Annotated in this window: 12 protein-coding genes and 1 pseudogene; 7 read left to right on the forward strand and 6 right to left on the reverse strand. The window is 56.8% G+C overall.

The window, feature by feature from the left end; all coding sequences use genetic code 11:
* Positions 1 to 298 (forward strand): hypothetical protein (locus tag IB248_RS31410; RefSeq protein ID WP_210333087.1); only part of this gene is annotated, 298 nt, incomplete at its 5' end.
* A 39-nt stretch (positions 299 to 337) separates the two neighbouring features.
* Positions 338 to 630: pseudogene (locus tag IB248_RS28770) on the forward strand (UDP-glucose 4-epimerase GalE); the annotation flags it as partial.
* Between the two features lie 68 nt (positions 631 to 698).
* On the opposite strand, the gene IB248_RS28775 reads toward IB248_RS28770, so the two are convergent.
* From IB248_RS28775 to IB248_RS28785, 3 genes are all read right to left on the reverse strand, one after another.
* Positions 699 to 1,940, reverse strand: coding sequence for an acyltransferase (locus tag IB248_RS28775; RefSeq protein WP_192242049.1), 1,242 nt, complete (start codon positions 1,938 to 1,940; stop codon positions 699 to 701).
* Between the two features lie 176 nt (positions 1,941 to 2,116).
* On the reverse strand, positions 2,117 to 3,544 hold the full coding sequence (locus IB248_RS28780) for a mannose-1-phosphate guanylyltransferase/mannose-6-phosphate isomerase (RefSeq protein ID WP_192242050.1): 1,428 nt from the start codon (positions 3,542 to 3,544) through the stop codon (positions 2,117 to 2,119).
* Between the two features lie 36 nt (positions 3,545 to 3,580).
* Positions 3,581 to 5,005 (reverse strand): phosphomannomutase, encoded by a 1,425-nt coding sequence (locus tag IB248_RS28785; protein WP_192242052.1) that lies wholly within the window; start codon positions 5,003 to 5,005, stop codon positions 3,581 to 3,583.
* Positions 5,006 to 5,709: 704 nt separating this feature from the next.
* Between IB248_RS28785 and IB248_RS28790 the strand changes: the two genes are divergently transcribed.
* The 4 genes from IB248_RS28790 to IB248_RS28805 all read left to right on the forward strand — a co-directional run bounded on the left by IB248_RS28790 (position 5,710) and on the right by IB248_RS28805 (position 10,963).
* Positions 5,710 to 6,828: an acyltransferase gene (locus IB248_RS28790; RefSeq protein ID WP_169684240.1), complete on the forward strand. Its 1,119-nt coding sequence runs from the start codon at positions 5,710 to 5,712 to the stop codon at positions 6,826 to 6,828.
* Positions 6,818 to 8,245 carry an O-antigen ligase family protein gene (locus IB248_RS28795; protein WP_169684238.1) on the forward strand — a complete coding sequence of 476 codons (1,428 nt, stop codon included), beginning with the start codon at positions 6,818 to 6,820 and terminating at the stop codon, positions 8,243 to 8,245. The genes IB248_RS28790 and IB248_RS28795 overlap by 11 nt, the downstream gene beginning before the upstream one ends.
* 77 nt (positions 8,246 to 8,322) lie before the next feature.
* Positions 8,323 to 9,957, forward strand: a complete 1,635-nt coding sequence (locus IB248_RS28800; RefSeq protein ID WP_169684236.1) for a GMC family oxidoreductase — start codon at positions 8,323 to 8,325, stop codon at positions 9,955 to 9,957.
* Entirely contained in the window at positions 9,947 to 10,963 is a 1,017-nt protein-coding gene (locus IB248_RS28805; RefSeq protein ID WP_169684235.1) for an NAD-dependent epimerase/dehydratase family protein, read from the forward strand. Before IB248_RS28800 ends, IB248_RS28805 begins: the two co-directional genes overlap by 11 nt.
* A 99-nt stretch (positions 10,964 to 11,062) precedes the next feature.
* On the opposite strand, the gene IB248_RS28810 is transcribed toward IB248_RS28805, so the two are convergent.
* The 3 genes from IB248_RS28810 to IB248_RS28820 all read right to left on the reverse strand — a co-directional run bounded on the left by IB248_RS28810 (position 11,063) and on the right by IB248_RS28820 (position 13,917).
* Positions 11,063 to 11,356 carry a hypothetical protein gene (locus tag IB248_RS28810; RefSeq protein WP_169684233.1) on the reverse strand — a complete coding sequence of 98 codons (294 nt, stop codon included), beginning with the start codon at positions 11,354 to 11,356 and terminating at the stop codon, positions 11,063 to 11,065.
* Between the two features lie 111 nt (positions 11,357 to 11,467).
* On the reverse strand, positions 11,468 to 12,802 hold the full coding sequence (locus IB248_RS28815) for a polysaccharide biosynthesis/export family protein (RefSeq protein WP_169684231.1): 1,335 nt from the start codon (positions 12,800 to 12,802) through the stop codon (positions 11,468 to 11,470).
* A gap of 44 nt (positions 12,803 to 12,846) precedes the next feature.
* The gene (locus IB248_RS28820; protein WP_025662510.1) at positions 12,847 to 13,917 is read right to left on the reverse strand and encodes a glycosyltransferase; all 1,071 of its coding nucleotides are present in this window, start codon (positions 13,915 to 13,917) and stop codon (positions 12,847 to 12,849) included.
* A gap of 322 nt (positions 13,918 to 14,239) precedes the next feature.
* On the opposite strand from IB248_RS28820, the gene IB248_RS28825 reads away from it, so the two are divergent.
* Positions 14,240 to 14,965, forward strand: coding sequence for a sugar transferase (locus IB248_RS28825; protein WP_246733885.1), 726 nt, complete (start codon positions 14,240 to 14,242; stop codon positions 14,963 to 14,965).
* Positions 14,966 to 15,098 lie beyond the last annotated feature (133 nt).

Consider the following 15,098-nt stretch of genomic DNA (forward strand, 5'->3'; position numbering starts at 1 on the left):
GGGAAACCTCAAACTGATTTTGCAAGGAAACAGCCCGTTCGGTGGCTGTTTCCGGCAATTAGAAGATCTGCAGATCCTTCGATTCCTATGTCTAATCAGCAGCTTCCGTGTTCTTCACGGCCGACTAAATCATATGGAACTCGGCAGCAATGTTTGGAACGCTGGAAGAGCAGGCGCCCTCCGCCGATCGATATCACGCGACAGAGTCGATCCAGATGCGCATGCGACCTCTTGGCATATTCCAGCTGATGGCGTTGCGGTTCCTGCCTGTACGCTCTCCGTTTGTTTCCTTATTTAGGTCGTCATGATGCTAAAAGCTAAAAGAGCGCGTGCCATGGTTGGCGGCCGCGAAGGCTTCAAGGTGTTCGGAACCGACTACGAGACGCGTGATTGCACCTGCGTCCGCGATTACATCCTCGACCTCGCCGATGCCCATGTCTGCGCCGTCCAGTATCTATTGCGCGGCGGAGAGTCGGTTGCTCCAACCTGGGCACCATCGAGCGCGTCTCCGAGCGGCCGTTTCCTGTGGAATATGTCGGCTGTCGCGAGGTCGACTCGCGCACGTGAGAGATTCTCGGCTGGACGCAGCAGTATGATTTGTCTCAGATCATCCGCTCGGCGTGGAACTAGCACGCACAATCATAGCACCAATGACTTCGGTGGCCCTCACCCGCATCGCTTCGAGGCGCCATCGTCCTTTAAGCCCGCCTGGCGAGCAATGACAGTCTCCTACGGGCCGGAACGTCCACCACCGCATATATGACTGCAGAAAAGCCAGTGATAACGACCGTTCCAGCGATGACTACCCCACCTTGCTGTGCCCAAGACAAATGCAAACCTTTGGCGGCAAAACTTAGAACGTGAACAAGCGGATAATGAAGCGCATAAAGGGGGTAGGAGAGGTTCCCGCCCCAAACCGCCCACCTGCGCGCAGTCTTCCCAAGATCCGCATTCAGGCACGCAAAGACAACCACAGGCATAATGATCATCACGGCGATCGTATCTGTCAGCGCCTTTGGCAATCCCGTGTCTGGGAGCATGAGAACAGCAATCAAGACTACGGAGGCCGGAACGAATGTTCCTTTCGGCGCAAGGAAACGATATTTGTAAATCAAAAGGCCGACCGAGAACGACCAGATCACACGAGGAAATCCGAGCCAGAATCCGGCCGGGTTGAACCCGAAGTTTGCGCTTCCGGCACTCTTGATCGCAAAGAGCAGCCATACTCCACTTGCAAAAATTACAACAAGGAGCGTCCACGAGAACAGTCTGAACCGGGCGCACACAGCAAAAGCGATGTTTGCGAAAATCTCGAAAAACAGAGACCACGTCGGCGTATTGAGCGGAAATACCGATTGTTCGAGCGTTGGTGTGTGAAGCCCCGATGTTTGCAGGATTGGAAGAAGCGTTATTCCAAAAACGAATGCGATCGCAACGTCTTTCAAATGCTGCATTTGATCAAGGTTCAGGCGACCAAGTTCCAACGCCACCGCAACGATTGCGCCAATGACGACGAGTGGTAACAGCCTGATCAATCGCTTTCGGAAAAATGCGGTTGCCGATAGAGTTCCATCCTTCAGCTGTCCCTGATAGGCGCTCGCAATGACAAAGCCACTGAGGACGAAGAAGAAGTCGACCGCGAGATATCCGTTTGGTGCCAGATAGGGGAGATCGAGGCGCGTCTTGAAGTGTTTCAGAACCACGACAAGTGCGGCAATGCCTCTAAGCAGATCCAAACCTGCATATCGGTGTCCAGTCGACTCGCTTCTTTCGACTTCACTGCGCAGTGCCCACCACTGCATCTTGATGTGTGACAGCATATAGGCCGAGTTCCCGCCGGAAAAAACGTTGTTTCGATTAAGGTGCTTGTCGTCAGGCATCGACCCGGCCGATTTTGAGGCGCCGCAACGGGCGTGTTTCAACCATGCATCTCCGATCACTGCAGTCACCTCGGAGATCAGAGTTTTCCTCGAAGAAGCGATTTTCACGTTGCAGCCGGCGAACAAATCCTTGGAAAATCGGAATCCGCACCTTGGCTAAAATTCGTTTGTCTCTCAGACCATTGTCCATTCTATCGTTGGCCCTTTTTTTCAGACTGCTATGGTCCTTTTATCGATCAGCTGCGGCCGAACTCATCGACGATGCGGATGATATCGTCTTCGCCGAGATAGGATCCGGTCTGCACTTCGATTAGTTCGAGCAAGATCTTGCCAGGATTGGCGAGACGGTGGACTTCACCGAGCGGGATGTAGACGGACTCGTTTTCCCTCAGCATCTGCACGTTTTCGCCGATCGTCACCTCTGCCGTGCCCTTGACGACGATCCAGTGCTCGGAGCGGTGATGATGCTTCTGCAGCGACAGCTTCCTGCCCGGAGTGACGAAAATGCGCTTGACCTGGAAACGGTCGCCGTTCAGCACCGACGTGTAGCCGCCCCAAGGCCGGTAAGAGGTCGGGTGCGTCTCAGTCAGTTGCGATGTCGTGGGGGCGGCGGCGAGCATCTTCACGAGGTTCCCGACGTCCTGGCTGTCCTGCAGTCGCCCGACATAGACGGCGTCCTCGCTGGCGATGACAGCGATGTCGTCCATGCCCTGGACGGCGAGGTGTACGCCATGGGTCATGATGAGCGAGTTCTTGGTGTTGACGACCGTCGTGTTGCCGGCTGCCACATTGCCATTTTCGTCGCGGCTGCCGCTCTTCCAGACGGAATCCCAGCTGCCGAGATCGGACCACTTGAAGGGCGAGGGGACGACGGCGGCGTTGCTCGTCTTTTCCATGATGGCATAGTCGATCGAGATGTTCGGGCTTGTGGCGAACGCTGCCTTGTCGAGGCGGATGAAGTCGAGATCTCTGACACCTTTTGCAATGGCGTCGGCCGCAGCCTTGAGGACCGGCGCAGCATAGCTTCGCATCTCGGCAAGCACGCCTGAGACCGAGAACATGAACATCCCGGAGTTCCAGTAAAAACCGCCAGTCGCGACCATGTCTTCGGCCTTGGCGAGCGGCGGTTTCTCAATGAAGCGCGCGACCGTTCGTGCGCCCGTCGGGAGTGTCTTCCCACCTTCGATGTAGCCGTAGCCGGTTGCAGGCTCGGTCGGCTGGATGCCGAAGGTTACCAGCTTGCCCTGGGCGGCTGTGGCGGCAGCGATGCGAACGCACTCAAAATAGGTGTCGTCAGCGACGATCTCATAGTCGGAGCCGAGCACATGCATGACCGTGTCTTCATCAAAGCGATCACGCACGAGCGTTGCGGCCGCCGCAACTGCCGCCGCGGTGTTTCGAGCAACCGGTTCGAGCAGGATTGCCGCTAGGCCGATGTCCAACTCACGCGCCTGCTCGGCAACGAGGAAGCGAAACTCCTCGTTGGTCAGGATGACGGGTGCTTCGTAAAGCGCGGGATCGGACACGCGCAGCAGCGTTTCCTGGAACAATGTCTTGTCGCCGATAAAGCGGATGAACTGCTTAGGCGCTGCGGCGCGTGACAGCGGCCAGAGACGAGTGCCCTTGCCGCCAGCCATTATCACGGGAACGATCTTCTGTGTCATATGGAGTGTCCTCGAATCTCTGTCTTGCTTCGCCCATCAACCCACCTGCGCCCATTTACGGATTCGCTCCAGACCGGCGTGCACCAACGTCGCGGCGGCTGTTTCGCTTTCCGCCTCGGCGTAGCAGCGCATTTCAGGGGCATTGCCGGACGGGCGGAAATGGATGATGCGGCGATCCGCCAGCGTAACACGAAGGCCGTCAATATCGCTGGCGCTGCCAACCTCGCCGATCGGCTGCAGGAACGCCGCGAGATTGGCGGGTGCGGCGCGAAGATAGGCCATCAACCGGGCACTGATCTCAACCGGAAAATTCTCAAGCCGGTCGGCCGCGGCAAATGGCAGATTGAAGGACGCGGCGACCACCGAAAGAGGCTGCCGTTTGGAGGCAGCAAGGGAAAGCGCCGCCAGGATGGGGACGAAGCAGTCGCGTGTCGGCAGGGCCTTCAGCGTGTGACCGTTGACCTCGAATTCACTCGCGGTGAGCAGGCCGCCGTTCGCTTCGAAACCTGCCACGCGAGTCCGGCCAGCCGCGAGTGCTTCTTGCATCCCTGATATGACGAACGGAGAGCCAACACGCGTGCGAATGACGCTGAAGCGACCGGCGGCTTCGATGCCGGAATTCGATGTCACGGGTGTCACAACCGATGTCGCACCGAGAAAGTTCGCGGCGATCAGGCCGAGCAAATCGCCACGCAGCGGCGTCCCGGTTTCGTCCGCCACCAACGGGCGATCGCCATCACCATCCGCAGAGACCATGGCGTCGAGGTCATGCTGTCTTGCGACCTCCTTGAGCTTGGCGATCGTCTCCTCCGAAACCGCCTCGGTGTCGACCGGAACGAATGTTTCCGAGCGGCCAAACGGCACGACCGTTGCGCCGTAATGTTCCAAAAGTTCCACGAGCAGGTCACGGGCGACCGTGCTGTGCTGGTAGACGCCGACCTTCAAGCTTGAGAGCGCATTTGTCGGGAGAATATTGGCATTCCGCTCGCGGAAAGCTGTGATGCATTCGGCGGATTGGTTTTGCATCCCCGTACCATGGGGCGCAAACGCAAAGCCGGCACGATCAAGTTCTGTCGCGACAGTCGTGATCGCTGCTTCGTCCGTTTTGTCGATTTCTCCGTCCGACCGATAGAACTTGATGCCATTGCGATCGGCGGGGATGTGCGAGCCTGTCACCATGAGACCCGCGGCTTTTTTCTGAAGTCCGTAAAGCGCCAGCGCCGGTGTTGGCACCGTGCCGCAGTCGCGGACCTTGAATCCAAGGCGATCAAGTGCATCGGCACAGTTTGCAACGATCTCCGGGCTGGAATCCCTGAAGTCCTGACCGATCAGGATGGTGTCACCGGGGCGGGCCATTCCACGGTCGAGCAGATAGCGGCCAAAGGCTGTGGCATAAAGCGCCGAAGCCCGGCCCTTAAGGTCGACAGACAGGCCGCGAAGCCCACTCGTTCCGAATTTCATCACACATCAATCCTTCAATGCGCGTGTCTTAAGGCCGGCTTCTCCTCCTTCCGGAAACGACACAACAATCTATGATGCACAACTTTTAGTTTGTGTTTCGCCGCGTCTTTTCGCGCCAAACAAGGAAAAGAACGCCCCCTATGTAGCCAAACTGCATAAGAAATATGCAAATAACGCTATAGTATAGCGTCAATGTTACCGATCTATAATGCAGGTATGTGATCAGCGAGAACGCAAGTGTAGCGACCAGCATCCGCAAATAGATGCCAGGTGCGCGCATTAATTGGACGAAACGCGTCATGGTTATTTCCAGTAATTGCATCGAAGGTTTCACGGTTAGCAGAACTTTGCAACAGAAATGAATCGCTGTCACCACTGCAAAATCGACGTTTCCGACGCTTTATGTTGTCCGGCTATGGCGCGCTGCAGCATTTTTACCTTTTCACAGCGGGCCGGCGCGTTGTGCTCGGAGGATATGAAATTACCCGGAAAATCAGTTATATAATCCGCAGTCTGTCGCGTTATCAGGCCAGAGACAATAGGTGGAAGTGTTGCAGCTTCGCCATCATTCAAAAGTTTAGTCTCTGTTTCCTATTTTTTTGTCGCAGTGCAATATGTGGCTTTGCAAATACTGGCTTCCGGTCTATTGTGCGTCGCAGCGTAGTATTCATTATTACTGCAATGCCAGCGACAGGAGTAAGACCATGTCGATCGAGGAGCGGTTTGCGAATGGATATACCTCTGGCTTCGACTACCTTAGGGTGGTGCTTGCGGTCGCGGTTTTATGCATTCACAGCTTTGCGGTCTCCTATGGCAAAGCCGGTGAAGTCTTCCTGTTTCAGCCACCGCTGCGCGGTCTGATAACATTCGTTCTGCCGGCATTCTTTGCCCTTAGCGGTTTCCTTGTCAGTGCCAGCCTCTTGCGGACGCGCAATGTTGCCCGTTTCCTCGGTCTGCGGGCACTTCGCCTCATGCCGGCACTTGCGGTGGAAGTAACATTGTGCGCCCTTCTTCTGGGGCCGGTCTTTACGACGTTGCCGCTTGCCAGTTACGTTTCAGACCCGCAGTTTTCGACCTATTTCCTGAATATCGTTGGCCATATCCAATATCTTCTGCCCGGCCTCTTTCGTGACAATCCTTACTATCAGGCGGTCAATGTATCGCTCTGGACCATTCCCTACGAGCTGGAGTGCTACGTTGCGTTGACCGTGCTTGCGGTGATCGGCTTTGTTTTTCGACCGGTCTTGCTGATCGGCGTTGTTGTAATAGCCCAGCTTGCCGTGATTGGACGGGACCTCATGCGCGGAGCGACCGACCTGCCCATGGACGGGGCCCTTCCTGGTCGCATTCTTCTCTTGAGCTTTTTGGCTGGTGTTGTTTTGTTTGTCTGCCGCGAGCACATTAAGGTGACGGCACCTCGTGCGATTGCTGCCGCAGTGGTGTCGTTCGTCATGCTGAACCTCCCCTACGCACCGTACTTCGCCGCCTTTCCTATCGCATATGTTACGGTTGCGATCGGCCTCACCAGACCGCCAAAGCATCCGTTCATTGCCAGTGGTGATTACTCCTACGGTCTCTACCTCTACGCGTTTCCGGTACAGCAGACGGTGGCACATCTCTTTCCACAACACCGCGAATGGTATCTCAACATCGCGCTGGCTCTACCGGCTACGATATTACTTGCCGTTTTTTCGTGGCACGCCGTCGAGAAGCATGCTCTCAAACTCAAGGGCCTGATCGCAGGAAAGACCGGCAATGCGCGGCAAGCCAAGCCAGCAATGGTCGCCGGTGCGCGGGTGAGTGTGGCTGGCGATGGGCGTTGAACCGGTCGGCATATTTACGATCGCGCTCGGCCTGTACTGCCTGGCGCTCGGTCAGGATGCAACAATCAAAGCCTTCGTGGCATTGACACTGCTTGGCGCAGCTGCAGCCTTTGTGCTTGGTTCCTCCAGCGTCCAGCCGGCTCATCTTTTCCTGCTGTTCGTCGCTCTTTCCATGTTTCGCGGCAGACGGCAAACAGCGCCACTCTTTGATGGCCTGCACTTTGGTCGTCCTGGCTTCTGGTTGGCTTGTCTTGTCCTTTATGGCGGCCTCTCAGCTTACTTTCTGCCGCGGCTGTTTGCCGACGCAACGACAATCATTCCCCTCGGCATCGCCGATCAGCCGCTGACGAGCGGTGTGGTGTCGCTTGGACCGGTTTCGAGCAATCTGACGCAGACGGTCTATCTGGTAGCAGACCTCGTCTGCTTCCTGCTGGTCACGGCTGTCGGCTCAACAGCTCAAGGTTTCCGGGCCATAGTCGTTGGGCTAATAGTTTATGCCGCACTGAACGTGGTCTTTGCCTTCCTTGATGTCGTCACCGGCGCAATCGGTGCCCAGGACATGCTGCAGTTCATTCGCAACGCGCAGTACACCTTCCATGACAATGACAAGGTCAACGGCATGAAACGTATTGTCGGTTCCTGGCCAGAGGCTTCTGCCTTTGCCGGTACCACACTTGGCGCGTTCGGATTTACCGCGACACTGTGGCTTTGCCAGCGGCATTCAAGATGGACCGGCCCACTAGCCGTCATCTCTCTGGCACTGATTGTCCTGTCGACGTCCTCTGCGGGGCTTGTTGCCGCGCCAGTCTGTCTGGCGATCTTCTACATTACGGCAGTGCTGCGCAGCGGCGTTGGTTCAGGTACAGGCAACAGCAGCTTTGTGACCGTGTTTGCGCCATTGGTTGTCTTGCTCACCGGACTGATCGTCCTTTTGCAGGAAGACATTTTCAACACAGTCCATAATTACGTAGACCTGCTCGTTCTCAGTAAATCGACCTCGAACTCGGCCATAGCCCGTGGTTCCTGGAACAGTTACGGACTGCAGAACTTTCTCGATACCTATGGCTTGGGTGTTGGCCTTGGAACGGCAAGAACTTCGAGCTTCCCGGTGGCGGTGCTGTCAAACGTCGGCGTTCCCGGGGCAGTCTTCTTTCTCCTTTTTGTTCTAACGGCACTCGGTCCCGGTCGCGCGCCTTCCAGAAGCTTCGTCGCCGATGTCCACCTTGCGGCACGCAATGGATGCCTATGCTTGCTTGCCGGCTCGCTCGTCGTTGGTCCGACAGTCGACCTCGGCCTGCTGTTCTTCATCTTGGCGGGTCTGGCCGCCAGCCGTCCGGATGTTATCGCGGAGGCTACAGCACCGTTTATCCCGCTACGCCGCCAGAGCGAGCTGCCAGTACTGGGAGGCTCGAGCTAGATGGCTTCCGCGTTAATAGGCCGAGAATGCTGGCATTGCGCCGCCAATTTAGAAACGACACGCAAGGGGTGATGGGCATGCCAATGATTGATCTTCAACCCGGCGACACTGTCGTCCCGTTGCTTCGTTGCGATGTCTGCATTGTTGGCTCGGGACCGGCGGGCGCAACACTAGCGCGTGAACTGTCGAATTCAGGGCTGACTGTTGTGCTTCTGGAGAGTGGTGGCGAGCGCCGTGAGGCCGAAAATGACATGTTGAACGATATTGAAAATATCGGGCGCCCGCGGGTTCGCGACCAATGGTCCGTGCGCAACCGCATCCTTGGCGGCAGTTCGCATACCTGGGGCGGTCGGTGCGGCCCTTTCGACGCCATCGACTTCGAAGAACGCGACTGGGTTGGACATTCGGGATGGCCAATCGCCATGCACGATCTCGACCCATACATGGATCGCAGCGCCAATCATCTCGGACTTGCACTCGGTAACGGCTACAGCGACCAGCGCTTCTGGTCGATTGCAGGACGCAATGCGCCGAAGAAAGAGGTTTCCGCCAACCTGCTGCTGCCCTTCTTCTGGCAGTTCAGCAGGGATGACGCGGAGTCTTACCCATTCGAGTATATGCGGTTTGGGCGGCACATAGCCAAGCACCTCGGACCCAATGTCACACTGGTAACAGGAGCGACTGCGCTGCGGGTGCTGGCAAACGAGGCGCGCACCAAAACGCGTGGGCTTGAGTTTGCCACAGGCGACGGACGAAAGCATAGCCTTGTTGCACGTTCTGTAGCGCTCTGCGCTGGAGGCATCGAGAATGCTCGCATTCTCCTCAATTCCCACGAACAGGATCGCAAAGCGCTTGGCAATGATCGTGACCGCGTCGGCCGCTACCTGATGGACCATTTACGTGGTCCAACTGCGTCTTTCTCCTTAAGCGGTTCGAAAGCGTTGCGTCGCAGATTTGGTCGCTACAATGTTCGTGGTCGCTTCTTCCGTGCTGGGCTCAGACTGAGCCCGGCAGTCCAGCGAGACGAGCGTTTGCTAAACTGTGCAGGCTGGCTTGGAGAGGTGCTTGCGCCTGATGATCCCTGGGACGCATTGCGGCGCCTGGCGGCACGAAAGCCGAGGCTGCCCGAGGACGTTGTCAGCGTGGCGCGCAATGTCCCTTTGATGGTTCAAGGAGCTGTCGATTATTTCGGAGCGCGGAATGGCCTGCCGCGCAAGCTGCAGGAGCTTACGCTCGACTGCATGTGCGAGCAGATGCCCGATGAAGACAGCCGCATGAGCCTGTCGGAGCGTCGCGATCGTTTCGGGATGCGCTTGCCCAAGGTCGACTGGCGCAGCCATCCGGATGAGGCGCGCACCATGCACCGCATGGCCGAACTGGTCGCAGCCGAATTCTCCAGAATAGGGTTTCCAGAGCCTGTTCTGGCCGACTGGGTGCGCGACAAGGCGCCCATCCCTGCAAGCTTCGTCGATGTCGCTCATCCGACCGGTACAACGCGCATGTCAAGCGATCCCGCCAAGGGGGTTGTCAACGTCGATTGCCAGGTTCACGGCGTCGAAGGCCTCTATGTATCCGGGAGCTCGGTATTTCCGACCGCCGGACACTGCAATCCGACTCAGATGATCGTCGCCATGGCAATTCGTCTCGCCGACCATTTTAAGGACAGGTTGGCGCGTCCAATCCTTGCGGAGGTGACCGCGCATGCCGGGTGAAACCATTCTCGTAACCGGCGCGACGGGCCGGATTGGTCGCTTCGTTGTCGCCGACCTGCTTGAACGCGGCTATCGCGTGAGAGCGACCACGTCGCGAGAGCCGCCCCGCGACGACCAGGGGCTTGAATGGCGTCAGGTTGACCTTGCCAGCGATGAGGATCTCAACACTGTCGTCGAAGGCTGCGCCGGGGTGATCCATTTGGCCGCCGAGATCGGCAAGAAGGATCGCATGAGACCGCTGAATGAAAGAGCGACCGAGCGGCTGGCGCGCGCTGCCGAGAATGCGGGCGCAAAGGCCTTCTGTTACACGAGTACGATCGCCGTCTACGGGAGCGGTCTCGCCGTTGAGATTTCGGAGAGCTCACCGGTTCTATCGGTTGATCGCGATATCGCCTCGGAATACTGGGCGCTGGATTACGTGCGCGAATATGGCCGCACCAAGCTTGCCGGCGAGATGGCGCTCATGCGGGTCGCCAGCCGCATGCGATGCACAATTCTGAGACCAGCCGTCGTTGTCGACGTCGGCCAGATCATCGGCGTTCGCGACTGGAGCCTGTTCAAGCGCATGCTCGCATCGCACCGTCACGCTCATCACATTTATGTCGGCGATGTTTCCGACGCTCTCATCTGGGCGATCGAGGAGGGGCTGGCGGGCAGGGGCGAGGCTGGGCGGGTCGAGATATACAATATCGCGGAAGACGATCGCGATTTGCCGAGGCATATTGATTTCATGCGCAAGGCTTTCGCGGTAAGCGGCGACCGTCGCTACCATGTCGTTAGTGCTCCATGGGTCATCGATTGGCTCCATGACTTCTTACGCTTCCGCACCCTGCCGATCAGAAACCCGCTGTGGCGAATGCGCTTTTCCGGTGAGCGCCTCAAGCAGGCCGGATACAGGCTGAAATTCGGGATGGCAAAGGCTGAACAGCTCGCGCTCGCCAGATTGGCGAAAGAGGCCAAGACAGGGGCACAATCCGACTTTGCCCGACGGCGCAGCCCTGTTTGAGGGTATGCCACCAGCCGTGCGAGAACAATGTCCAGTGCAAAAAGCAATTGCACGACCTGGCCACGATGTTTTTTGGAAACCCGCTATCAAATCTGCCGGTCAGTCGGCATGATATTTTGATTGTGCCTGTTGCGGCGTCCGCTTTTCAGTGTCGCTGGCCCGTCGCGTATAGAATGAATGCAGGAGCAAGTGGGCAAAGACATAGCCTGCTTCCAGCACGACCGCGAACACAAAGCCCCAGGCGATCGCATGCATGAGAGGGCTGCCATTGGTATAGCTAACGCCAGCATAGGCGATCATCACGACCAGAACGATCAGCGCGAATATGAGGACAGGCACCCGCAATGCGCAGATTGCGCCGATCAGAAACGAGACTAATAGCGCCCAGCCCATCGGTTGCTCCGACCTCCCAATCGAATTCCCCCCTAACCGGGTATAATCGTGTATCTCCTATGCTGAGGCAAGCCCAAATTGCGTTCCTAGGGCGATACAACGACCAAAAGCTCAGTTGCTGCTGACGTCCGTTGAGACAGCCATTGGCTCTTCCCGCTGCTCGACCCTTATCATGTCGCCCGGCATGACCGGATCATTGTCGCTGACGACAAGTGTCTGCATGCTGCCATCGATTACCCGGTTAACCGTCATCAGGAAGCTGTAGGGATCCTTTCCCTCAGCGAGGGAGGCCATTGCAGACGGTGCGCGGACCTCGAGGTTCTTCAGCTGGTCGCGTGCCGTCTTGGTTTTTTCAGTATTTGACGCAAATCTGTCGCGAAGTTCGGCTGCCTCTGTCAGCGCGCTGACACGATAGCGATTGTGCACGTCGGCAATATCCTGATCAACCTTGGCAAGATCCTGCTCGGTCTTGAGCATCGCCAACGAAACGTCCAGATTGCGACTTTCGAGTTCAGCGACATTCTGGTTGGCTCCCAGCTGGCGGGCAGAGACCGTCAATCCTTGTGAGACAAGCTTGTTAACGGAGTTTAGATCCTTGCTCGCCAGATCGATCTGCTTTGCAAGTGAGACAGCTTTCTCCTTCAAGGCGTCGATCTGGTTGTTGGCGAGCACCTTGGCGCGATCGAGCGCATCGATCTCTGTCATCAGCGAGCGCTGGCGGGTTTCAAAGAGCGATTGTTCCTCTTCCATCATCTTCGAGAAGCGTGGTTCCTTGGCCCTCGACAATAGCTCTTGAGGAAAGACCACCGACGCGCCCCCGTTTAAAACGGCCTCAACGCGAGCCTGTCGTGCAATGAGACCAAGTCTTTCGGCCTCCAGCTCGCGCACCTGGCCCCGGCTCGACAGGGCATCGCGTTGCAAACTGATCATGCTGGCATCGGTCGAACCGATTCCGCCTGCCATACTGAGCGCCTGTATGACGGTAAGACCAGGGCTGTAGTTATACTTGCCTGGACTCGCGACCAGCCCGGTCACGAAAAGCGGGCGGTATGACGAGATTTCGACCGAGGCACTTGGCCGCTTCTGCAAGCCGACTTCATTTTGGAGGCGCAGTCCGATCGTTTCCGATATCTGCTCGAGTGTCTTGCCTGCCACAGGAACGTTACCAATGATCGGCAGCGACAGGTTGCCGGCTGAAGAGACGACGAAATCTCCAGTCAAAGGGGCCCATTCGAATGCGGTTCCCGTGCTTGGGCGCCATTCGTACACACGTACCTTCAAAGTGTCCTGAGGCCCTGGGACATATTCCTCGCCGGCTTGGGCGCCAGCTGCCACGGCAATCGCCAGAAATGCAGCTGAGGCAGCTACCTTGCGGTTTCGCCTTTCTTTGCCGCGTGCCCGAAGACCTCGTCCTTGGACCCATTCGCATAAGGAGAAAAGCAGCATCCTGTTACTCCAGTTGAAATTGTCTTGGCATTTCGTCGCCCCTGTCAGGCCGACACGGCCAATGTGGCGCCGGTCGCTCTCGCAACGTAGCTCCGGAAGCGATCCACGAAGACGTCCCGTCGAAAATCAGCTGCGCGAGACACGGCATCTGCAGGGTTGAAGTCCAGACGCTCCATGCGTTCGACTGCATCAATCAGCGCCTCGACTGTCTGCGTCTGAAAGAAGACCCCTGTCTTGTTATTGACGACAGTTTCAGTCGCGCCACCGCGCCCAAAGGCGACGACGGGTCGCCCGCTTGCCATAGCCTCGACAGGCACGATCCCGAAGTCTTCTTCGCCGGGGAATATCAGGCCCTTGCATCGGGCGTAGTGATGGCGGAGCGCATCAAACGGTTGCGCGCCGAGGATGGTGACGGTCGGACCTGCAATTTTCTTGAGATGGTCGAGCATTTCGCCGCCACCAATCACCACCAGCTTGGTTTTCATCCGGTTGAAGGCTTCGACCGCCAGATCGGGCCGCTTGTAGCTGACGAGTTCTCCGACCATCAGATAATAGTCCTCGACATCGGTGGCCGCGACTGGTCGGAATGCCGTAGTGTCTACCGGAGGATTGATGACAGTCGCCTCGCGGCGATAATAGCTCTTGATCCGTTGAGCAACAGTTGTCGAATTGGCGACAAAATCATCAACGCGATTGGCCGTCGCGACGTCCCAGGTCCTCAGATAATGCGCCATCGGGGGCATCATCATGCGCGTCATCAGACCGGAACTGTCGTAATATCTGTTGTACATGTTCCAGATGTAGCGCATCGGCGAGTGGCAATAGCAAAGATGCAATGCCGGTGACGTCGGTATGATGCCTTTGGCCGGTCCGGATTCGCTGCTTATGACGAGGTCGTAGGCGCCGAGATCAATCTGCTCCAGCGCCATGGGCATCAACGGTAGGTAGCGTTTGTACATTCGCTTGGCATAGGGCAGACCGCCAATGAAGGTCGTCTGTATCTTGTGTCGCTTGATCTTGTCCGAAATGGCCGCAAGATCACACACGTGTGTATAGATGTCGGCCGTCGGGAATATATCGCACAGTGCTTCGAGAACCTTCTCGCCACCGCGCATCCCAACGAGCCAGTAATGAATAATTGCTACTCGCACGCCAAATCCCTCGAGATACAACAATCGAAATTATCGTGGCGTGCATTGCGGGTGTAGTTCTTGCCATTGTCTTGATTAAAAATCAGACTATTGGCAATTATATTAGGCAGTTAAGACAGAAATATGATCAACAAGTGACACTCATATCCCGCGCTGCACAGTTATATAGTGCAGCGCAATAAAAATATTGTCAAATCGTTTAATACTTGTTAGCTTTCCTGTGCGTGCCATGACGGCATTGTCTGCAAGTGCCCGAAGTCTAGATGTTTACGAGGGGAATACGCAGATGAGGGAAATTGATCTCGGTCGAAATTTCGACAGGTTCAACAATGCAGCGCTGCACTCTCGCAGAGCGACCTCCCGAAAATCCGATTTGTTCGGACATAATAACAGATCCGCCATCCTGGACGGCGTCAAATACGCGATTGATGCAACAATTGCGAGCATTGGGCTTTTCGTCCTTGCGCCAATGATCCTGATGCTTGTCGCGGTCCTTCTGATCGTACAGGGGCGACCAATATTCATCGCCCATCGTCGGATCGGAAGGTACGGTGTGATGTTCCCGTGCCTGAAGTTCAGAACGATGGTCAAGAATGCCGACGAGGTTTTAAGGCGGCATCTGGCGGCCAACCCTTCGCTAAGGGCGGAATGGAACGCAACCCGCAAACTTCGGGATGATCCGCGCGTAACACCGCTCGGCGCGTTCTTGCGCAAAAGTAGTGTCGACGAAATTCCCCAGCTCTTCAATGTCATTCGCGGCCAGATGAGCCTCGTCGGACCGCGGCCGATCGTTGCAAGCGAGGCTGAACTCTATGGTTCGTACTATGCCGATTATATCAGGGTTCGTCCCGGTGTTACTGGCTTGTGGCAGGTCAGTGGGCGGAGCGACACGAGCTATAACGAACGCGTCCAACTCGACGTTCGCTATGTCGAAGAACAAAGTGTTCTTGGCGACATGTCGATCATGCTGAAGACGATCCCCGCAGTGTTGCGCTCGCGCGGCAGCTACTGAATCCTAGCGGCGCGTTATCGCGCCCTCCAATCAATTCCGGTGTCGTGGCGCGTGCTCAAATGCAGGTGCGGTTGTTTGCGCCCGGACGTCACGTGACACAAGGCAGAGACACAAATTGATCTGATGCACTTCA

Source organism: Rhizobium sp. RHZ01 (assembly GCF_014851595.1).
Lineage (GTDB): Bacteria > Pseudomonadota > Alphaproteobacteria > Rhizobiales > Rhizobiaceae > Rhizobium > Rhizobium altiplani.